This is a genomic window from Streptomyces sp. P9(2023), from assembly GCF_032436795.1.
GTDB lineage: Bacteria > Actinomycetota > Actinomycetes > Streptomycetales > Streptomycetaceae > Streptomyces.
Genome location: NZ_JAUPWM010000031.1, coordinates 59,866 through 78,803, shown reverse-complemented (window position 1 = coordinate 78,803; position 18,938 = coordinate 59,866). Strand labels below are relative to the sequence as shown.

20 protein-coding genes, 1 tRNA gene and 2 pseudogenes are annotated in these 18,938 nt (G+C 71.1%); 12 read left to right on the top strand and 11 right to left on the bottom strand.

What is annotated here, in order from left to right; genetic code table 11:
• The first annotated feature begins 115 nt into the window (after positions 1–115).
• The gene (locus tag Q5762_RS28765; RefSeq protein WP_315895172.1) at positions 116–448 is read left to right on the top strand and encodes an antibiotic biosynthesis monooxygenase; all 333 of its coding nucleotides are present in this window, start codon (positions 116–118) and stop codon (positions 446–448) included.
• Positions 445–924, top strand: a complete 480-nt coding sequence (locus Q5762_RS28760; RefSeq protein ID WP_315895171.1) for a GNAT family N-acetyltransferase — start codon at positions 445–447, stop codon at positions 922–924. Before Q5762_RS28765 ends, Q5762_RS28760 begins: the two co-directional genes overlap by 4 nt.
• 12 nt (positions 925–936) lie before the next feature.
• Here the strand turns inward: Q5762_RS28760 and Q5762_RS28755 are convergent, their stop codons facing one another.
• Complete coding sequence (locus Q5762_RS28755) at positions 937–2,991, bottom strand: MFS transporter (RefSeq protein ID WP_315895170.1); 2,055 nt, start codon at positions 2,989–2,991, stop codon at positions 937–939.
• A gap of 365 nt (positions 2,992–3,356) precedes the next feature.
• Here Q5762_RS28755 and Q5762_RS28750 point away from each other — a divergent pair, with 365 nt between their 5' ends.
• Both Q5762_RS28750 and Q5762_RS28745 read left to right on the top strand, forming a co-directional pair.
• On the top strand, positions 3,357–4,100 hold the full coding sequence (locus Q5762_RS28750) for a peptidoglycan-binding domain-containing protein (RefSeq protein WP_315895169.1): 744 nt from the start codon (positions 3,357–3,359) through the stop codon (positions 4,098–4,100).
• 153 nt (positions 4,101–4,253) lie between these two features.
• On the top strand, positions 4,254–4,904 hold the full coding sequence (locus Q5762_RS28745; RefSeq protein ID WP_315895168.1) for an HAD-IA family hydrolase: 651 nt from the start codon (positions 4,254–4,256) through the stop codon (positions 4,902–4,904).
• A gap of 40 nt (positions 4,905–4,944) precedes the next feature.
• On the opposite strand, the gene Q5762_RS28740 is transcribed toward Q5762_RS28745, so the two are convergent.
• Positions 4,945–5,712, bottom strand: coding sequence for an ABC transporter permease (locus Q5762_RS28740; RefSeq protein WP_315895167.1), 768 nt, complete (start codon positions 5,710–5,712; stop codon positions 4,945–4,947).
• Positions 5,713–5,893: 181 nt separating this feature from the next.
• Here Q5762_RS28740 and Q5762_RS28735 point away from each other — a divergent pair, with 181 nt between their 5' ends.
• From Q5762_RS28735 to Q5762_RS28720, 4 genes are all read left to right on the top strand, one after another.
• Complete coding sequence (locus Q5762_RS28735) at positions 5,894–6,556, top strand: HNH endonuclease family protein (RefSeq protein ID WP_315895166.1); 663 nt, start codon at positions 5,894–5,896, stop codon at positions 6,554–6,556.
• Between the two features lie 81 nt (positions 6,557–6,637).
• A complete protein-coding gene (locus Q5762_RS28730; RefSeq protein WP_315895165.1) occupies positions 6,638–8,425 on the top strand; it encodes an alkaline phosphatase D family protein in 1,788 nt (595 codons plus the stop codon).
• A 154-nt stretch (positions 8,426–8,579) separates the two neighbouring features.
• Positions 8,580–9,020 (top strand): DoxX family protein, encoded by a 441-nt coding sequence (locus tag Q5762_RS28725; RefSeq protein ID WP_315895164.1) that lies wholly within the window; start codon positions 8,580–8,582, stop codon positions 9,018–9,020.
• Positions 9,021–9,245: 225 nt separating this feature from the next.
• The gene (locus Q5762_RS28720) at positions 9,246–9,869 is read left to right on the top strand and encodes a VTT domain-containing protein (RefSeq protein ID WP_315895176.1); all 624 of its coding nucleotides are present in this window, start codon (positions 9,246–9,248) and stop codon (positions 9,867–9,869) included.
• Here the strand turns inward: Q5762_RS28720 and Q5762_RS28715 are convergent.
• A complete protein-coding gene (locus tag Q5762_RS28715; protein WP_315895163.1) occupies positions 9,829–10,077 on the bottom strand; it encodes a DUF2277 domain-containing protein in 249 nt (82 codons plus the stop codon). The two genes, Q5762_RS28720 and Q5762_RS28715, sit on opposite strands and share 41 nt — an antisense overlap.
• 92 nt (positions 10,078–10,169) lie before the next feature.
• Positions 10,170–10,394 (bottom strand): hypothetical protein, encoded by a 225-nt coding sequence (locus Q5762_RS28710; RefSeq protein WP_315895162.1) that lies wholly within the window; start codon positions 10,392–10,394, stop codon positions 10,170–10,172.
• 192 nt (positions 10,395–10,586) lie between these two features.
• Here Q5762_RS28710 and Q5762_RS28705 point away from each other — a divergent pair, with 192 nt between their 5' ends.
• Positions 10,587–11,345, top strand: a complete 759-nt coding sequence (locus Q5762_RS28705; protein ID WP_315895161.1) for a GntR family transcriptional regulator — start codon at positions 10,587–10,589, stop codon at positions 11,343–11,345.
• A 2-nt stretch (positions 11,346–11,347) separates the two neighbouring features.
• Here Q5762_RS28705 and Q5762_RS28700 read toward each other — a convergent pair whose 3' ends face one another.
• The 5 genes and pseudogenes from Q5762_RS28700 to Q5762_RS28680 form a co-directional block, all read right to left on the bottom strand.
• Positions 11,348–11,872: a DUF4231 domain-containing protein gene (locus tag Q5762_RS28700; protein ID WP_315895160.1), complete on the bottom strand. Its 525-nt coding sequence runs from the start codon at positions 11,870–11,872 to the stop codon at positions 11,348–11,350.
• A 58-nt stretch (positions 11,873–11,930) separates the two neighbouring features.
• Entirely contained in the window at positions 11,931–12,626 is a 696-nt protein-coding gene (locus Q5762_RS28695) for an MOSC domain-containing protein (RefSeq protein ID WP_315895159.1), read from the bottom strand.
• A gap of 71 nt (positions 12,627–12,697) precedes the next feature.
• Positions 12,698–13,504: a hypothetical protein gene (locus tag Q5762_RS28690; protein ID WP_315895158.1), complete on the bottom strand. Its 807-nt coding sequence runs from the start codon at positions 13,502–13,504 to the stop codon at positions 12,698–12,700.
• 319 nt (positions 13,505–13,823) lie between these two features.
• Positions 13,824–14,111, bottom strand: a complete 288-nt coding sequence (locus Q5762_RS28685; RefSeq protein WP_315895157.1) for a DUF3303 family protein — start codon at positions 14,109–14,111, stop codon at positions 13,824–13,826.
• A 197-nt stretch (positions 14,112–14,308) separates the two neighbouring features.
• Positions 14,309–14,440 (bottom strand): annotated as a pseudogene (locus tag Q5762_RS28680) (NUDIX hydrolase); the annotation flags it as partial.
• 578 nt (positions 14,441–15,018) lie between these two features.
• Between Q5762_RS28680 and Q5762_RS28675 the strand changes: the two are divergent.
• The 3 genes from Q5762_RS28675 (at position 15,019) to Q5762_RS28665 (ending at position 18,413) form a co-directional block, all read left to right on the top strand.
• Complete coding sequence (locus Q5762_RS28675; protein ID WP_315895156.1) at positions 15,019–15,393, top strand: CHRD domain-containing protein; 375 nt, start codon at positions 15,019–15,021, stop codon at positions 15,391–15,393.
• A gap of 804 nt (positions 15,394–16,197) precedes the next feature.
• Positions 16,198–16,797: a DUF485 domain-containing protein gene (locus Q5762_RS28670; protein ID WP_315895155.1), complete on the top strand. Its 600-nt coding sequence runs from the start codon at positions 16,198–16,200 to the stop codon at positions 16,795–16,797.
• Entirely contained in the window at positions 16,794–18,413 is a 1,620-nt protein-coding gene (locus tag Q5762_RS28665) for a cation acetate symporter (protein WP_315895154.1), read from the top strand. Before Q5762_RS28670 ends, Q5762_RS28665 begins: the two co-directional genes overlap by 4 nt.
• 178 nt (positions 18,414–18,591) lie before the next feature.
• Here the strand turns inward: Q5762_RS28665 and Q5762_RS28660 are convergent.
• Both Q5762_RS28660 and Q5762_RS28655 read right to left on the bottom strand, forming a co-directional pair.
• Positions 18,592–18,750: pseudogene (locus Q5762_RS28660) on the bottom strand (NUDIX hydrolase); the annotation flags it as partial.
• A gap of 101 nt (positions 18,751–18,851) precedes the next feature.
• Positions 18,852–18,926: transfer RNA gene (locus Q5762_RS28655), tRNA-Val, on the bottom strand.
• Positions 18,927–18,938: the final 12 nt, after the last annotated feature.

The following is an 18,938-nucleotide window of genomic DNA, read 5'->3' as shown; positions in this document are numbered from 1 at the left end:
CATGCACCCGCCGGGACCGAGAGGTCACAACCCTACTCGTGAGGGCTGCAGAAGGGATGGTCCTCTAATGAGCGGCGTCGGGTCGTAGCCCTTGCCCGTACGGCAGGATGGCCGCATGAGCATCGTGAAGATCAACGTACTGACCGTCCCGGCCGAGCAGCGCGAGGTTCTGGAGGAGCGGTTCGCCGCGCGTGCGGGGGCCGTGGAGGGCTCCGACGGGTTCGAGTGGTTCGAGCTGCTGCGGCCCCTGGAAGGCACCGACCAGTACCTCGTGTACACCCGGTGGCGCAGCGAGGATGACTTCCAGAACTGGATGAGCGGCTCCATGAAGGCCGCGCACGGGGGCGGCGGGAGCGGTGAGGGGGCCGGTGGGGAGCGGCCCAAGCCGGCGGCCACCGGGTCGACGCTGTGGTCGTTCGAAGTGGTCCAGCAGGCGTCTCCGAAGTGACCGGCTGGTCCTTCGTACCCGAGGACGTCCACACCCCCGACGCGACCGCGCTGCGCCGTGACTACTACCACGACGTGGCGAGCCGCTACTGGCAGCGGCCCGCCACCGAGGCCGAGATCGACGACGGCCTCGCGGGCGACGGGGTGGAGTTGTTGGTACCGCCGACCGGGCAGTTCCTGGTGGGACGGTACGACGGCGCGCCCGCCGCCTGCGGTGGCGTGCTGCTGCTCGACGCCGAACGCGCCGAGCTGACCCGGGTGTTCCTGCGCCACGCCTTCCGGGGCAAGGGCGGCGCCGGGGCGCTGATGGGCCTGCTCGACGACGCCGCCCGGGAGTTGGGCGCGCGGCGGATGGTCCTCAACACGCGGCTCGACCTGGTCGAGGCCCGCGCCCTGTACACCCGCCACGGGTACGCCGAGATCCCGGCGTACTGCGAGGGCCCGTACATGGACGTCTGGTACGGCAAGGATCTCTGAGCCGCACGCGCTCTACGCGTGGTGGTCGCGGGGCGGTTCCGGTGCGTGCGGCCGCTCCGCGTCCGAGCCGCTCAGCTCGGCCGTCAGCTCCTCCACCAGCTGCACGAGGTCCGTCGGCCGGTCCGGTCCCCACCAGTCGCCGAGCAGTTCGGCGAGCGACTCCTCGCGCGCCTTCGCCAGCCGGACCGCGGTCTCGAGACCCGCGTCCGTGAGGATCAGCTGCAGCCCCTCCCGGCGCGCGAGCCGCCGCTCCTCGACCTGGCGGGACGCCTCGGTGATGGCCCGCAGCGGTACGGGGGTGGTCTCGGCGAGCCGGGCCGGTTCCACGGTCCCGTGGCGGCGGATCCGCAGCAGCAGCCAGCTCGCGGCGGGCAGCAGATCGAGCCCCGCCTTCGCGGTGATCTTCTCGTAGATCGCCTTGCGGCCCTCGCGCGAGCCGAGCACGGACAGGGCGCGGGCGCACTCGTCGTACGAGGAGCGCTCGACGGGGTTGGAGGCCAGGGTCTGGCTGGTGTCGGGGGCGGTGACGGAGCCGCGCAGCTTGTCCTCCTTGAGGAACCAGGCGACGACGAAGGCGACGAGGACGACCGGCGCCGCGTAGAGGAAGACGTCGGTGATCGAGGTCGCGTAGGCGTGCAGGACGGGCTGCTGGAGGTCGGGCGGGAGTTCGGCGATGGCACGCGGGTCGGCGGCGATCTGGTCGGGTCCGGTGCCCGGTGGCAGCGCCTGCCCGGCGAGGGCGTCGTCCAGTTTGGTACGGAGCCGGTTGGTGAAGATCGTGCCGAAGACGGCGACGCCGAAGGAGGCGCCGATGGACCGGAAGAAGGTCGCGCCCGAGGTGGCGACGCCGAGGTCCTGGTACGAGACGGCGTTCTGCACGACGAGGACGAGGACCTGCATGACGAGGCCGAGGCCGGCGCCGAAGACGAAGAAGTAGGCGCTCATCTCCCAGGTGGAGCTGGTCTCCGTCAGCTCGTTGAGGAGCAGCAGGCCGAGGGCCGTGAGGCCGGTGCCGGCGATCGGGAAGACCTTCCAGCGGCCGGTGCGCGAGACGATCTGGCCGGAGGCGGTGGAGGTGATGAGCAGGCCGAGGACCATGGGCAGCATGTGCACGCCGGACATGGTCGGGCTGACGCCCTGGACGACCTGGAGGAAGGTCGGCAGATAGGTCATCGCGCCGAACATCGCGAAGCCGACGACGAAGCTGATGACCGAGACGAGGGTGAAGGTCCGGATCCGGAAGAGCTTCAGCGGCAGCACGGGTTCGGCCGCGCGCCCCTCGACGTACACGAACCACACCAGGAGTACGGCTCCGAGTACCGCCAGCCCGATGATCTGCGGGGAGCCCCAGGCCCAGGTGGTGCCGCCGAGGGAGGCCACGAGGACCAGACAGGTGGCGACCGAGGCGATGAGGAACGTGCCGAGGTAGTCGATCGTGTGCTTGGTGCGGCTCACGGGGATGTGCAGGACGGCGGCGATCACGAAGAGGGCGACGACGCCGATGGGCAGGTTGATGTAGAAGACCCAGCGCCAGGAGAGGTGCTCGGTGAACAGCCCGCCGAGCAGTGGGCCGAGGACGCTGGTGGCTCCGAAGACGGCGCCGAACAGCCCCTGGTACTTGCCGCGTTCGCGGGGCGACACGAGGTCGCCGACGATCGCCATCGACAGCACCATGAGCCCGCCGCCGCCCAGGCCCTGGAGGGCGCGGAAGCCGATGAGCTGCGGCATGTTCTGCGCGATGCCGCAGAGTGCGGAGCCGACGAGGAAGATGACGATGGCGGCCTGGAAGAGCTTTTTACGGCCGTACTGGTCGCCGAGCTTGCCCCACAGCGGGGTCGCGGCGGTCGACGCGAGCATGTAGGCCGTGACGACCCAGGAGAGGTGCTCCATGCCGCCGAGTTCACTGACGATCGTCGGCAGGGCCGTGGAGACGATGGTCTGGTCGAGCGCGGCGAGCAGCATGCCGAGCAGCAGCGCACCGATCGCGACCATCACCGAGCCGTGGGCCCCGCGGCCCCCGGTCGGTGCGTCACCGCCGAGGGCCGGCGTGCGTTCGTCCTGGGCCATGGGCACCTCCTCGCCTCCTGGCGTACGTTCCCTCCATCCTGAGCGGAATGTCTGGTTACGGCCTGCGGAAGGGCACGCCTGTTCCCCTCGCCGCCTTGGGCGGCCTGCATAATCGCTGCCAGTTGAACTGGGGAGGGGAACCCACCATGACCGGACACCCATGTCCTGAATGCGGTGGACACAGACCGGGCTGCGCCTGCTACCAGGCGGAGGTCGCGGCGGCGGAGGACTTCGATCCGCTACGGATCCGTCCGTACGTGACGCTGGACGCGGCGGAGGCTTCGGCGGGACCGGGGGAACCGCCTGCGCCTGCGGCCGTACCTGCGCCGATGCCTGCGCCGATGCCTGCGCCGATGCCTGTGCCGATGTCTGCGCCCGTAGCGCCTCCGCTGCCGAGTGAGAACGCCGGTGGCGAGGGCCCCTACGGGGATGGCCCGTACGAGGACGAGACGTACGCCGACGAGACGTACGCCGACGAGTCGTACCGTGACGAGTCCTACGAGCCCGAGCGCCCCGTCACGCGCCGGCGCGGCGGCCTCGTGGCCCTGGCGGCGGCGGTCGCCGTCGCCGTGGTCGCCACGGCGGCGATCTCGGCGGGGCTGCTCGACAACGGGGGCGGTACGGACGACCGGGCGGCCGTACCCACGCCCACGGTGAGCGCCTCGGAGAACGTCGCGGTCTCGGAGGCCCCGTCCTCCCCCTCCTCGTCACCCCCGCCCTCCGCCACGCCGTCCGCCTCGCGCTCCGCGTCGCCGTCCGCCTCACCGTCCCCCTCCCCCCGCTCGGCGGAGGCGACCGCGACGAGCACCGCCACCACGCCGGCAGCACCGCCCCCGCCCTCGGCCACCCGGACGACCGCCGCGCCCACGCCCACCGAGGACGCGACGGGCCCGACCCTGCGCCACGGGGACTCCGGACCGGAGGTCGAGGAGCTGCAGCGCCGGCTGACGGAGGTGTACGCCTACGACGGCGAGATCGACGGCAGGTACTCCAAGCAGGTGCGGCGCGCGGTCGAGCGGTACCAGGACTGGCTGTACATCCAGGAGGACGAGGAGGGCGTGTACGGCCCCGAGACGCGCCGGGCGCTGGAGGCGCAGACGTCGGGCTGACGGCTGACACCCGGGGGCGGGTCCGCGATGCGGGACGGACTGGCGGAACTGCCACCTCGTTTTGTATCGTGGAGAAACAAAGTGGTCCCGCCCGCACCCCCTGACCGGCGGGCGGGACCGCTCTGCTCTCCCCCCACCCCTTGGAGACACTTCATGCCCGTGCTCACGACGCAAGCCCTTCTGCTCGACATGGACGGCACCCTCGTCAACTCGGACGCCGTCGTCGAGCGCTGCTGGCGCCGCTGGGCGGAACGCAACGGGCTGGACCCGGAAGAGGCCCTGAAGGTCGTCCACGGGCGCCAGGGGTACGCGACGATGGCAGTCCTCCTGCCGGACCGGCCCATGGAGCTGAACCACGCGGACAACCGGGTGATGCTCGCGGAGGAGACCGCGGACCTCGACGGCGTCGTGCCGGTGCCCGGCGCGCCGGCCTTCATGGCCGCGACCGCCGCCCTCCCGCACGCCCTCGTCACCTCGGCGGACGAGGCCCTCGCGCAGGCCCGGATGGGCGCGGCGGGGCTGCGGATGCCGGTGACCCGGGTGACGGCGGAGCGCGTCGGCGCGAGCAAGCCGGACCCGGAGGGCTTCCTCAAGGGCGCGGCGGAACTGGGTTTCGACCCGGCCGGCTGCGTGGTCTTCGAGGACTCCGAGGCCGGCATCCAGGCGGGCCGCGCGGCGGGCATGCGGGTGGTGGGCGTGGGCCCGCGGGCGGCGGCCTTCGCCCCGGACGTCCACGTCATGGACCTCACGGAGATCACCGTGGAGCCCACGACGGACGGCATCCGCCTGACGTTCGCGGAGTGAGCGGAGGGCGCACTCGGAGACCAGGACCCCGAGGCGTCGGTCAGCGGCGCGCCTGAGCGCCCCGCACCCCCTCCCGTACGAACGCCCCCCGCGCCACCAGCTCCAGCACCGCAGCCACCGCCACCGCCTGCACCACCATCAGCGCCACCAGCACGAACAGCTGGACCGCGCCCGCCTCCCACGGTGACGCGCCGCCCAGCAGCATCCCCACGAACGCGCCCGGCAGCGTCACGAGCCCCACCGTCCGCGTCTGGTCCAGCCCCGGCAGCAGCGCGTCCGACGCGGCCCGGCGCGCCACCTCCAACCGCGCCTCCCGCTCCGGCAGCCCGATCGCGAGCCCCGCCTCCACCTCGCCGCGCCGGGTCTCCAGCTCGTCGAGGGCCCGCCGCCCGCCCAGGACCGTCGCGGTCAGCGCACCGCCGATGAGGATGCCGGTGACCGGGATGAGCGCCACGCCCCGCAGCGGTACGAGCCCGGTGAGCAGCAGCACCGCGACGACCGGCCCGACGCCCGCCGCGATCGGCACCGAGGCCCACCACCAGCCGCGCCCCGCGCCGGGGACGACGCGCCGTCCTGCGGTCCACACGGCCACGCCGTACATCACCACCAGGAACCCCAGCAGCAGCGGCAGGTACCGCATCACCCAGCCGATCACCAGCGACACCGCGATCAGCTGGACCGCCGCGCGCCCGCCCGCGACCAGCGAGTCGCGGGCGCGCCCGAGGTGGGCGAGCGCGACGACGCCCGCGGCCACGAGCAGCAGAACGGCGAGAACCACCCCAAAGGTGACGTTCACTTCCAGAAGCACACACCAACCCTAGGGCCGGGAAACGGAATTGTCGTTCCGTCACACCCCTTGATGTGACGTGCCCATGTCGCCACCCTGTTACCTGGCGCACCCCCCACCGAAACCTGGCGCCGCCACGATGACCGGGCCCCGGGCACCCACCGGCGCCCGCACACCGTCCCCCCACCTCAAGGGAGATCGCATGCTCGCCGCCAAGGTCTACGCGCGTCGCACCGCCCGTCGCGCGACCGTTCTCGCCGCCACCGCCACCCTCTCCTTCACCGGCCTCCTGGCCACCGCGCCGACCGCCCAGGCGGCCATGCCCACGCCGGTCAGCGCGGCCACGGCCCGTACGTACCTCGCCTCCCTCACGGTCAAGGCGGAAGGTTCCTCCTCGGGCTACAGCCGGGATCTCTTCCCGCACTGGATCACCCAGTCCGGCGCCTGCAACACCCGCGAGGTCGTCCTCAAGCGCGACGGCACGGGCGTCGTCCAGGACTCCAGCTGCGCCGCCGTCAGCGGCAGTTGGTTCTCCGAGTACGACGGCGCGACCTGGACCGCCGCCTCCGACCTCGACATCGACCACGTCGTGGCGCTCTCCGAGGCGTGGAAGTCCGGCGCGAACTCCTGGACCACCGCCAAGCGCCAGCAGTTCGCGAACGACCTGACCCGTCCGCAGCTCATAGCGGTCACGGACAACGTCAACCAGGCCAAGGGCGACCTCGACCCGGCCGAGTGGCTGCCGTCGCGCACCTCGTACCGCTGCACGTACGCCCGCGCGTGGGTGCACGTGAAGTACTACTGGGGCCTGAGCGTCGACTCCGCCGAGAAGAGCGCGCTGCAGTCCATCCTCAACGGCTGCTGAGACAGCGACGGAGATCACTTCCGCGACCCCGCTGTCGTTCCGTACCGTACGGGCGGGAAGACAGCGGGGACGGGGAGAAAAATGGCGGCCGGACTGAGGCTCGGACCGATACTTCGGTACGTCGACGGGGTGACGGGCGACTCGGCGACGATCTGGGTCGAGACCGACCGCCCCTGCACGGCGGAGGTCCGCGGCACCTCTGACGCCGGCGGGGGCAGCACCCGCACGTTCCAGATCGCGGGCCACCACTACGCCCTGATACCGGTGACCGGCCTGACCCCCGGCACGACCACGGAGTACGAGGTACGGCTCGACGGCCGCACGGTCTGGCCGCCGGCCGACTCCCGCTTCCCCCCGAGCACCATCCGCACCCCCGCCCCCGATGACGGCGTCAAGGTGGCGTTCGGCTCGTGCCGCTGGGCGGCGAAGCCGGCCGAGGGCCGGGACCCGGTCGGCCCGGACGCCCTCGACACCCTCGCGACCCACCTCGCCCGCCACCCGGACGCGGCCGAACGCCCGGACGTCCTCGTCCTGTTGGGCGACCAGGTGTACGCGGACGAGACCTCGGCCGCCACCCGCCGCTGGCTCGCCGCCCGCCGGGACCCACGCGACCCGCCGGGCTCGGAGGTCGGGGAGTACGAGGAGTACACCCGGCTCTACGACGAGTCCTGGGGCGACCCCGAGGTCCGCTGGCTGCTCTCCACCGTCCCCAGCTGCATGATCTTCGACGATCACGACGTCATCGACGACTGGAACACCAGCGCGGCCTGGCTGGCGCGGATGCGGGCCACGCACTGGTGGAGCGAGCGGGTGCTGAGCGGGCTGATGTCGTACTGGGTGTACCAGCACCTGGGCAACCTCTCCCCCGCCGAGCTGGCCACCGACCCGCTGTACGCGGAGATCCGCTCCGCACCCGACGGCACGGACCCGCTGCGGCGGTTCGCGGCGGAGGCGGACGCCGATCCGGCCTGCGTGCGCTGGAGTTACCGCCGGGACCTCGGCCGCACCCGGCTGCTGATGATCGACACCCGGGCGGCCCGCCTCCTGACGGAGGACGCGCGGGCGATGCTGGACCCGGCCGAGGCGGCCTGGGTGCGCGAGCAGGCGCTGGCCGACCGGGGCGCGTACGACCATCTCCTGGTCGGCACCTCGCTGCCCTGGCTGATGCCGCCGCTCATCCATGACGCGGAGGCCTGGAACGCGGCGCTGTGCCGGGGCGAGCGCGGCGGGCCCGGGGGCCGGTGGGCGCGGTTCGCGGAGGATCTGCGGCAGCGGGCGGACCTGGAGCACTGGGCGGCGTTCCCGTCGTCGTTCGACGCCCTGACCCGGCTGCTCGCGGAGGCGGGCAGCGGCCCGGAGGCGCCGGCGACGGTCTGCGTACTGTCCGGGGACGTCCATCACGCGTACGTGGCGGAGCCGGAGTGGCCGCGGCGTTCAGACGGCCCCGACGGGTCGGGCGGGTCCGACCGGTCGGGCGGGTCGGGCGGGTCCGACGGGCCTGGCGGGGCGGGCGGGTCCGACGGGCCTGGCGGGGCGCCCGCGACTCCAGAGGCGCGGGTGGTGCAGCTGACCTGCTCGCCGCTGCACAACGCGATCCCACTCTCGGTACGGCTGGGCTTCCGCTTCGGGTGGAGCCGCGCGGGCCGCGCGCTGGGCCGCGCGCTGGCCCGCCACGGCCGGGCGGGCCGCCCGCTGATCAGCTGGCGCCGGACGGGCGGCCCCTGGTTCGGCAACCAGCTGATGACCCTGACCCTGCGCGCCCGCTCGGCCCGCCTGACCCTCACTCAGGCCCGCCCGAACGGACGCCTGGTGACGGTCGACGAGCGGAGTCTCAGCGGGAGCCCCGGCGGGAGCCCCAGCGGGAGTTGAGCGCGCGGGCGTGAGCCTCGCCACAGATCGCCGTAAGCTCGAATGTTGAAGTTGCAAGTACAAGTGAGGGATGCCTAACCTGTCGACCTCATCGGTTCCGTCCCCCCGCGTCCCGGCTCCCCGGGACCGACTCGACCGAAGGAGTCCGCCCCCCATGAATCCCCTCACCAACCGACTGCAGCAGGCCCAGCCGTACGCGCTCGGCCTGTTCCGGATCGTCATAGGTCTGCTCTTCGCCTGCCACGGCGCCGCCTCGCTCTTCGGCGTGCTCGGTGGCGCGGCGGGCGGCGCCACCGTCCCGGCAGGCACCTGGCCGGGCTGGTACGCGGCGGTGATCCAGCTGGCCGCGGGCGCGCTCGTGCTCGTCGGCCTCGGCACCCGTACCGCCGCCTTCCTCGCCTCCGGCTCGATGGCGTACGCGTACTTCTCGGTCCACCAGCCCGAGGGCCTCTTCCCGCTCCAGAACAGCGGCGAGAGCTCGGCGCTCTTCTGCTGGGCGTTCCTGCTGCTCGTCTTCACCGGCCCCGGCGCACTCGCCCTGGAGCAGGTCTTCGGCGGCGCCCGCGAGGAGCGCCGCGAGCCGGTGGCGGCGTAGTCGGGGCGCGGAGGCGGGTACGGAGGGCGGGTACGCAGCCGGTAGCGGTGTGGGTACCGGCGCGGGTACCCGCGCGCGGCGGGTACGCGGCCGCCGACACCGGCGCGGGTACCCGCGCGCGGCGGGTACGCGGCCGCCGACACCGGCGCGATCCGTATACGGGCGGAATTCCGGCCCCTGCCGGTTTCCGCCCCCCGCCTCCGCGTACGCTCTAGCGCTGTGAACGTGCTCGACAGCATCGGGTCACTGCGGTCGCTGACCGCGGGCCCGTGGATCTACGCGGTGGTGGCCACCTCGGTGCTGCTCGACGTCTTCCTGCCGGTGCTGCCGAGCGGGGTCCTGGTGATCACGGCCGCGACGGCGGCGGCGACCGCCACCGCGGCCTCCCCGGACGTGCCCTCCGTCCTCCCGCTCCTGCTCTGCGCGGCCTCGGCCTCGGTGCTCGGCGACTTCGTCGCGTACCGGCTGGCCTGGAGCGGCGGAGCCCGGATCGACCGGGCGATCGCCCGCTCGCGCAGGCTGACGCGGGCGCAGGAACGTCTCGGCACGGCGCTCGCGCGCGGCGGCGGCGCGCTGGTGGTGATCGCCCGCTTCGCCCCGGCCGGCCGCTCGGTGGTCTCCCTGGGCGCGGGGGCGGCGAGGCGCCGGATCGTGGAGTTCCTGCCGTGGTCGGCCCTCGCGGGGGTGGCCTGGGCGAGCTACAGCGTGGCGCTTGGCTGGTTCGGCGGGCTGTGGCTCGGCGCGACCTGGGTGAGCGCGGGCGTGTCGGTCCTCGCCCTGTTCCTGGCGGGGGCGCTGGCCGCCTACGTCATACGGCGTCCGGCTGCGGCTCCCGCGCCGGCTTCTTGAGCCCGCGTACCTCCAGTCCGTCGAGGAGCCGGGCGGTGGCCGCGGCGATCTCGTCGACGGCCTGGTCGAACACCTCAAGGTTGTGCGCGGCGGGTCTGTGGAAGCCGGACACCTTGCGGACGTACTGGAGGGCGGCGGCGTGGATGTCGTCCTCGGTCGCCTCTTCGGGGAGGGCCGGAGGTCGGAGAGTCTTGATGCTTCGGCACATGACTCCAGTGTCGCGCGCACCACTGACAACGAGCACGGCCGACGGCCGACGGGCAGATGAGGAGAGGTGCCCGCCGGAGCCGGCCGGCACTCTCAGCCCCCGAAGTCCCTTCGGCTCCGCGCGTTGATCTCGGCGGCGCGGGCCCGCAGCTCGCGTATGGGCGTGGCGAGCTGGACGTCGCCGGGGTCGGCCTCCCACTCGCGCCCGCCGTTGACGGGCCGGATCAGACAGCGGCCGCCGACGCTGTCGACGTAGAAGCCGACAAGCCCGGTGGCCGTGTCGCGTACGAGGTCACCGACCTCGGGCAGTGGCTGCACGAATGCCCTCCGTCCCGGAAGTCCAGTTCTCTGGAGATACACCCAGAGAAGCCCTGCGACCCCTCCCTGTCAACGTATCTCTAGAGATGTCCCCCGATGGATGGATCACTCGCACAGGTCGGCGCACATGCGTGCACCACCCCGTCCGGGGGCGCCGTAGGGTGTCCGGCAGACGAAGGGAGTGGTCCACCCATGACTGACCAGGACAGCGGTCGTCGGCCCAAGTACCAGCGCATCGCCGACGAGTTGAGAACCGCGATCCAGTCAGGCGCCTTCGCCCCCGGCGACCGGCTCCCCGGCGAGAACGATCTGATGACCACCTACGACGTGGCGCGGATGACGGCCCGCCAGGCGCTGAGCGTCCTGCGCAACGAGGGCCTGGCGGAGGCCCGCAAGGGTGCCGGCGTCTTCGTCCGTACGTTCCGCCCGCTGCGCCGCCGCGGCATCCCCCGGCTCGCGCAGGACCACTGGGGCAACGGCCGCTCGGTGTGGTCGGCGGACGTCGAGGACCGCGCCCTGGTGGTGGACCAGCTGGAGGTCGGCCGGGCGACGGCGGACTCCCGTGTCGCCGGGGCGCTCGGCCTGCCGCTGGACGCCCCGGTCTGCGTCCGCAGCCGCCGCTTCGTCCTGGACGACAAGCCGGTCCTGCTCTCGGTCTCGTACCTCCCGGCCGCCCTCGCCCAGGACACCCCCATCGCGACCCCGGACACCGGCCCGGGCGGCACGTACGCCCGGCTGGCCGAACTCGGCCACCAGCCGGTCCACTTCCGCGAGGAGATCCGCTGCCGGATGCCGACGGCGGACGAATCGGAGCGGCTGGCTCTGGAGTTCGGGACGCCGGTGATCATGATCGGCCGTACGGCCTTCACGGACAAGGGAGTCGCGGTCGAGCTCAACGAGATGACGCTGGACTCGGCGTCGTACGTCCTGGAGTACGACTTCGACGCGTGACGTCAGCTCGCCTGCCGGGGCGCGGGAACCCCGCCCTGCTGGACATCGGCATTGACCTGCCCACCGAGGGTCATGACGTTGAGGGTGGCCGAGTTCTCGCTGGCGATGGCCTTCTCGACGCGGGCGACCAGGGTCGTGAAGCAGTCCCGGTCGGAGAGGTTGTGGTACGGCCCCACCCGAGCGGCGAAGTAGACCCGCTCGTGCCCGAGGAGCTGCTCGGTGGAGCGGTAGTTCTTCCACTGCTCCCGGTACCGATAGACGCTCTCGAGCGAGACGGAAGCGACGACGACGAGACTCAGCACGGTGGCGGTGATCTTCGCGAACCCGAGATCGAGATTGACGAGTACGGGCACGAGCGCACCGCCGACGACGGAGACCGTACGCATGCGCAGGTGCATGGCCTTCATCTTGGTGGCCTTGCGGTCGTACCACTCCTGATACTGCGTCAACCGGCTCTCGACATACCGCTCAGGCGTCATCACGCCGCCCTCGACCTCGGCCTCGGGCGCGTCCCCCACGTCAACCATGCCCGGAGTACACCCCCGGCTCCCCCACCCAGTCAACCCGGCTGGGGAAGACGCGGGCTCAGGGCACGAGGTAGGGCGCTCCGACGATCCAGCCACCGCGGACCGGCTGGGGCCACTGCTCGTCGGTCAGCAGGACCTCGTCCCCCTCGGCGACGGTGCCGGGCGAGGCCACCCAGCAGTCGAGCGCGAAGGTGCCGTCGTAGAGGCGGTGGATGTCACGCAGTACCTCGTGGTCCCGCTCGCCCGTGTCCGGGTCGACGGTCGTCATGACACAGCGGGACCGCAGCTTGAGGACGCCGATGACGGCGCCGCCGATCCGCAGGGTGCGGCCGGGCCAGTCCCGTTCGGCGAGGCCGGGGACGCCGCCGATCACCAGGTTGGACCGGAGCCGGCGCGGGTCGTGGCCGAGGGCCTGGGCGGCGCCGTCGGTGATGACGGTCAGGTTCAGCACGTCGAACCTCTCCCGGCCGGCGTAGTGCACGGCCTCCGCGGTGGGCCCCGCGGCGCCGCGGATCAAAGCCGCCGCCTCCGGGCTGTCCCACGGGTACCCGTCGACGAGGACGCCGCCGTCCTCCCCCGTGGTCGCCGAAAGCCCGAGCAGCCGGGAGCGCACCCGGGCCGTCAGCAGCCCGCGCGCGTCCCGCACGTGAACGTGCCGATCACCGGTCAGCCCGTTGTCGGTGAGCTCGACGCTCTTCAACTGCTCCCCGCGCATGGACTTGACGGGGAATCGCCAGATTTCTCGAAGATGCACGTGAATCTCTCTCAGCTCGCCCAGCCCCACGCACGCCTACCCACTCGCGGACGGTCGCAGTCACCCTCGGGCTACCGGCCCAGCGCGGTCCGGAGCGTCACGCCGTACCGGACGCGCAGCCGCCGCACCTCCCAGACGGACAGCAGGGTCACCGACAGCGGGCCGCCGATGGAGAAGACGTAGAGCACGAAGGGCGGAGCGGCCACGTCGGCGTCGTCGAAGAGCTGAAGGACGAAGAGCGCCCAGACCAGCAGTGGTGAGAGCAGGGGCGGCAGCAGCTCATGGACGTCCCCCGTGCGGAAACAGGAGTTCATGCCTGTGACAACGGCGACGAGGGTGAAGCACAAGGCCGCGAGGAGCCCGACGACGCAGGCGAGCGCGGCCACGATGAAGAGCAGACCGATCACCAATCCGGTGATGATCGTGCCCAAGGTGGTGCCGAACAGCCCGAAGGTGAAGTCGTGCGGGCCGATGTCGTCCCACGAGACGATGTCGCCGCCCAGGGCCAGGACCATCAGCCAGACCAGACCCACCCCGACGGGTATCGCCCCGAGCGCCAACAGCGGACCGAAGACCCGCCCCGCGTACATGCGCCCGAGCGGCGCCCGCGCCAGGACGATGAAGCCACCCACACCGACAACAGCGGCGACCAGCACGATGCCGCAGCCGATCAGCAACTCCTCCAGCTTGCCGAGCACGAAACTCTGCCGGCCCCCACGCAATGGATAGGCGAAAAGCAGCCACAGCGTGGCCACCAGCCCCAGTGCGGTACGAATGCCCTGCATCCGGCCGATGACGGGATCTTCGACCCGCTCCGTCTGTGCGGGGCCGGTGAGCCGGGAGGCCGTACCGACCAGAACACCAACGGGATGACGCACAGCCAACTGACCCCTCCGACAGCCGCTCAAGCACGCGGAGGCCCCACGATCGCCCCCCGACGCAACCACCCTAGCCGATCATGTCCACGCCACCAGCTCCCCCGGGGCAGCACACCGAGACCCCGTCGGCCCGCACGCCGAAGGCCCCTCGCCGTGATCGGCGAGGGGCCTTCGTGTTGGTGGGCGCGGACGGTTTCGAACCGCCGACATCTGGCTCGCCGCAGTGCGGGCCACGTCACCGCCGCTGACCGCTCGATGCCACTGCGGGCCACTGAGGCCGCTGAGGCCGATCAGCGCGCCGTCGCTCAGGCGAGCAGCGCTACTTCAGGGCAGCAAGGCCCTTCTGCAGATCGTCGAGGTTCATGACCGGCTCAAACGTGACCTCCGCGCCCATCTCCTGGAAGAACGGATCCGCGATGGAGGGCAACTGAGAACTGTCCTTCATGTCGAACACGAGGATCATGGAGCGCCCACCTTCAGGGGTGAAGTAGGCGGCCTCCGGCTTCAGCCGCTCGATGGTCGACTTCACCGAGTCGGGCATCGCTCCGCCCTTCGTCACCTTGTTCGACATCTGGGTGTCCATGCGGGCCTTCATCATCATCCGCATCGCACGCTCTCCTCGCGCACCGCGACCTGCGCGGTTCCGTCCGCGCTCACTGGGATCCGGTGCATCCCCCTCAGCCTCCCTTCGCCGATCACAGACTGCAACATCTCTTACGCCCTACGTGACGCCAGGTGAGGGGCTGCAACGCGCAGTCTCCACGGGCCACCGTGGGCGAAGTCGGACCCCTCATCCACGCCATGGATCTGCTTGCCGTCGTGACTGCGAACAGGGGGGCCGTTGCCGGCGAGGGCGTCCCGGAGGCGAATCGCGGAGACCTCGGACATCCGCTCCGCGACCTCTGCCGGCGTGAGCCAGTCGACCGCGGTGGACTCGACAGCCACATGGACCGGCTGCTCAGGAGGCGGCCCCGGTCGTGATCGACCGTCCTCGTTGATGTCAGAGCCACGGCGTCGAGTCTGCCGACGGGCGTTCGCCCCGCTACGCGCTCCGAGTGTCCGTGGTTGACCGCTCGATCTGGCACGGATCTGGCGCGGGAGCGCGCTGAGGCCAGGGGGTCGGTCGTGTCGCGAAGCTGGTACGCGAATGCCGGAATCAAGGTCGGTAGAAGCTGCCAACAACTTGACTGCCGCTTGTAGTTCGCTTTCCCATCCCGGGAGATCGGGCTGCCTGACACAGCGACGTACCCCAAACGCCTGGAATTAGCGCGACAGGCGGAGCTAGCGGCTTAGCGTCAACCCCGGATCGAATCCTCCGGGAGCGCGGCGTGTGAGGCACACAATGTGCCCGCTCGCGAACAACGACAGGAGCATTGGTATGCGTGTCTTCACTGCTGCCGCGAGAGCCGCCCTCGGTGCCACGGCCATGCCGGCCTCGCCGGCGATACCCGCCGGCGCCTCGACCGGAAGCCCCGACGCGCCGGTAGGGGGTGGCACCGGGGACGTCTCCGGGGATGTGCGCCTCGATGGTGGGCAGGAAGTGCCCGGGCCGGGCGACCCGGACGGTAGTGGCCAGTTCCAGTTCAAGGTCGAGGGTCACACACTCTGCTACAAGCTCAGCGTGCGTGACATTCGCCCCCACTTCGGCCCACATCCACATCGCTCCCAAAGGTGAGGCAGGACCCGTCGTCGTCACGCTGAAGACACCGCCCGAGAACGGTTCGGTCAGCGACTGCATCCGGGCCCAGAAGAAGCAGAACCCCGAGAATGCCGCGACAGTGCTGACTTTCTGGGAGCTCAAGGGCATCAAGGAAGACCTTTTCCTCTTCTACACCAACGTCCACAACCAGGAGTTCCCCGCCGGAGACGTCCGCGGGCAGCTCTCATAACCTGACCTCTGGGCGGTTGCGGACCCCGAGGCGGCACGTCGCCAATGCCCACGAAGGGCTGTGGAGTCTCCATGGGGCGGTCAAGCCCCGCGGCTATCTTGAAAACCGTCGCCGCGAGACCGATGGCGCCGTTCAGACGGGCACGCCGTTGCAGGCCGCATGCACTGCTGTCCTACTTGCTTACGGCGCCGATCCCGAGCTACCCGCCAGGGATGACGGCTTGACACGCACCTCGCAGTTCAGGTGAACCACGACCTGGCTGTGAGACTGCTGGGTTGCATCTGGCACGTAACTGGCACGACGCCTCTCCCCCGCCTCCGCGGCCGGGGAACGAACAAGGCCCAGGCTCCCGGTTCAGTACCGGTGACCTGGGCCTTTGTCGTGCTACCTACTGGTGGGCGCGGACGGTTTCGAACCGCCGGCATCTGCTTTGCAAGTTCGCCCGGGCAGGGCCCACCAAGCCCCGGCAGTGGAGCCGACCCACCGCTGCTGACCGCCTGACACCGTCCATGTCCGGCGCCGTTGATGGCACCTATGGATGTCAGGACTCTCCTCGATGGGAGACCTGCTGCCGCACAGCGCGGTCGGCCCAGTGCGCGGGGTGGCCCGAGACTCACCCGTGACCTGCGGAAAGATCCACGACGGGGGTTACTGAGGGTTCCGTCGCCGCGCACACAGGATCGTCACCGAACCGACATACCGAGCGGTCGGAAACCCTCTTACGCAGGAGCCATACCCATGAGTAACGTACGCGGACCACCAGCGCCACCCGCCCGTTCCCCGGGGCGGCAAGGAGCAAGATCGATGTCGTACCACCAGCCTTTCCCCGGCCCCCCGCCCGTACCGCAGCACCGGAATGCCGGGCGGCACCGCCAAGAGGCGGCGTCGCAGTCCTGGGAGGGTGGATCGCCGTCCTGGGACACGGATCCACAGGCAGCCTGGGACTCGTCCCCGCGAGCGTGGGACTCCTCGCCGCAGGGCTGGGACTCCGCGCAGCAGTCCTGGGACGCGTTCCCGCAGCCGCAACCGCCCGCCGCCGCCGATCGTGATGATCTGCACCGGCTCGGATCGGCCTACCGCAGGCTCCGCCGCATCGCCACCTTCACCGCGCTCGGCTACTTCGTCATCTTCCTGCTCCTGTCCGGCTACGCCCCCTCGATGATGACCAGCAACATCACCGGCGGTCTCACCACCGGTCTGGTCCTGGGGCTCCTCCAGCTGCCCGTGGCGCTGGCTGCGATCGCGCTGTACGAGCGGATCGCGCGCAAGCGCGTCGACCCGCTCGCCGCGGCGATCCGCGAACGCGCCGAGCAGGCGGCCGCGTCAGCCGCCCCCCGGCCAGAACGCCAGAGCCGCTCCGGGCGTCCCGTGTGGCAGCAGCCCACCGGAGGTGCGCGCGCATGACCAGCTTCGGCTCCGGGGCCCAGACCATGTCGCTGATGGCGTTCATCGCGGTCATCACTGTCACGCTGCTGCTGTGCGTGATGACCGGCCCCGATCGTGACGACCTGGGCGAGTTCTACACCGGCTACCGCTCGCTCTCCCCCGTGCAGAGCGGCCTCGCGATCGCCGGCGACTACATCTCCGCCGGCACCGTGCTCGGCACCATCGGCATCATCGCGCTCGTCGGCTACGACGGCGTCACGCTCGCCCTGAGCACCGTGCTCTCGCTGGTCCTGATGATGTTCCTGCTCGCCGAACCGCTGCGGAACGCCGGCCGGTTCACGATCGGCGACGTCTTCACCCGGCGTCTCCCCGGCCCCGCCGTGCGGATCGCCACGGCCGCGGTCACCCTGACCGCACTGCTGCCGCTGGTGATCTTCCAGCTCGCGGGCGCCGGCGATCTCCTCTCCGTCGTCCTCGGCTTCGACGCCGACGGCTTCAAGACCGGCGCGATCGTGTTCCTGGGCCTGCTGATGATCGCGTACGCGGCGATCGGCGGCATGAAGGGCACCGCCTTCATCCAGATCGTCAAGACCGTCGTCCTGCTCGGCGCGTCCCTCGCGATCGCCGCGCTCATCCTCAACCGCTTCGACTTCAGCCTGCCCTCCCTGCTGGACGCCGCCAAGCGCGGCAGCGGGGCGGGAGACGCCTATCTCGCCTCCGGTCTGCAGTTCGGCGGCAACGAACTCGACATGATCAGCACTCAGTTGACAGTCGTGCTCGGCGCCGCGGTGCTGCCGCAGATCACCATGCGCATGTTCACCGCGCGCAGCGCGGCCGCCGTGCGGCGCTCGATGTCCTGGGCCGTGTCGACCGTCGTCGTGACCTGTCTGCTGATCGCCGTCATCGGCTTCGGCGCGGCGGCGATCGTCGGCCACCAGGGGATCGTCGCCGGCGACCCGCAGGGCAAGACAGCGTTCCTCATGGTCAGCCAGGCCGTCATGGGCACGGACCAGACGACCGTCGAGACACTGCTGTTCACGGCCGTGGCGACAGCCATCTTCCTCACCCTGCTGGCCTCGGTCGCCGGGATCACCCTCGCCTGCGCCAACACCCTGGCGCACGACCTCATCACGCACGGGCTGCGCCGCAAGGCGCAGCTGAAGGACTCCGCAGAGATGGCCATCGCCCGGACCGCCGCGGCGGGCGTCGGGCTCGTGGCGATCGCGATCGCCGCCGGTGCACGGCATCTGAACCTTCAGGCACTGCTCACCCTGTCGTTCTGCATCGGCGCGTCCGCGGTCGCACCGGCCCTCATCTACAGCCTCTTCTGGCGCCGCTACTCCCGTACGGGACTGCTCTGCACCCTCATCGTGGGCAGCGCCTCCGCGTTCATCCTCATGACCGGCAGCAACCTGGTGTCCGGATCGCCCCAGGCGATCTTCCCGGACCAGGACTTCAACTGGTTCCCGTTCACCACGTCGGGCATCCTCTCGGCCCCACTGGGCTTCCTCGCGGGCTGGCTCGGCACGGTGCTCAACGAACGCGACCCGGCCGACCAGCGCATGCGGTACGAGGCGGTGGAGGAGACGATCCTGGCCGGCACACCCGCGGCGAACAGCGCCTCCGCGTCCTGACGCGCACGCCCCGACGAAAGGGCGCCCGGCCTGATGTTCCAGGCCGGGCGCCCTTTCGGCTGTCCCGAGGCCCCTGCTCGGCGCAGTGCAGGGCGATCAGGTGCGACTCTTCCCCTCAGGACTCGTGCCAGTAGGGGCGGTCATGCGCCTGGCAGAGCACGGCTCCTGACGTGCGGGCCTGCCCCGCTTCAACGGGTGTCAGCCAGTCGACTGCTGACGACTCGCCCGATGTCCGCTCGACACCGCCTGACGGCCGGCATGAAAGACCAGCGCCACGATGCCCCGGGACGTGTGCCTGTAGACCCGGTCAGCCCGTCCACCTCACCACGTGGACCGGCTGCTCAGGAGGCCGCCACCGGGTCATCGATGACCATGGACGTTGATGTCGGAAGTGGATACCGAAGGCCCCCCGCCATGATCGGCGAAGGGCCTTCGTACTGGTGGGCGCGGACGGTTTCGAACCGCCGACATCTGCTTTGTAAGAGCAGCGCTCTACCCCTGAGCTACGCACCCGTGGAGTGAGGC

Coding starts and splice junctions, on each gene's coding strand:
- Q5762_RS28765 (WP_315895172.1), top strand. CDS start 116: ATGAGCATCGTGAAGATCAACGTACTGACCGTCCCGGCCGAGCAGCGC.
- Q5762_RS28755 (WP_315895170.1), bottom strand. CDS start 2,991: ATGGCCCAGGACGAACGCACGCCGGCCCTCGGCGGTGACGCACCGACC.
- Q5762_RS28750 (WP_315895169.1), top strand. CDS start 3,357: ATGTCTGCGCCCGTAGCGCCTCCGCTGCCGAGTGAGAACGCCGGTGGC.
- Q5762_RS28745 (WP_315895168.1), top strand. CDS start 4,254: ATGCCCGTGCTCACGACGCAAGCCCTTCTGCTCGACATGGACGGCACC.
- Q5762_RS28735 (WP_315895166.1), top strand. CDS start 5,894: ATGCTCGCCGCCAAGGTCTACGCGCGTCGCACCGCCCGTCGCGCGACC.
- Q5762_RS28730 (WP_315895165.1), top strand. CDS start 6,638: ATGGCGGCCGGACTGAGGCTCGGACCGATACTTCGGTACGTCGACGGG.
- Q5762_RS28725 (WP_315895164.1), top strand. CDS start 8,580: ATGAATCCCCTCACCAACCGACTGCAGCAGGCCCAGCCGTACGCGCTC.
- Q5762_RS28715 (WP_315895163.1), bottom strand. CDS start 10,077: ATGTGCCGAAGCATCAAGACTCTCCGACCTCCGGCCCTCCCCGAAGAG.
- Q5762_RS28705 (WP_315895161.1), top strand. CDS start 10,587: ATGACTGACCAGGACAGCGGTCGTCGGCCCAAGTACCAGCGCATCGCC.
- Q5762_RS28700 (WP_315895160.1), bottom strand. CDS start 11,872: ATGGTTGACGTGGGGGACGCGCCCGAGGCCGAGGTCGAGGGCGGCGTG.
- Q5762_RS28685 (WP_315895157.1), bottom strand. CDS start 14,111: ATGCGGATGATGATGAAGGCCCGCATGGACACCCAGATGTCGAACAAG.
- Q5762_RS28675 (WP_315895156.1), top strand. CDS start 15,019: ATGTGCGCCTCGATGGTGGGCAGGAAGTGCCCGGGCCGGGCGACCCGG.
- Q5762_RS28670 (WP_315895155.1), top strand. CDS start 16,198: ATGTCGTACCACCAGCCTTTCCCCGGCCCCCCGCCCGTACCGCAGCAC.
- Q5762_RS28665 (WP_315895154.1), top strand. CDS start 16,794: ATGACCAGCTTCGGCTCCGGGGCCCAGACCATGTCGCTGATGGCGTTC.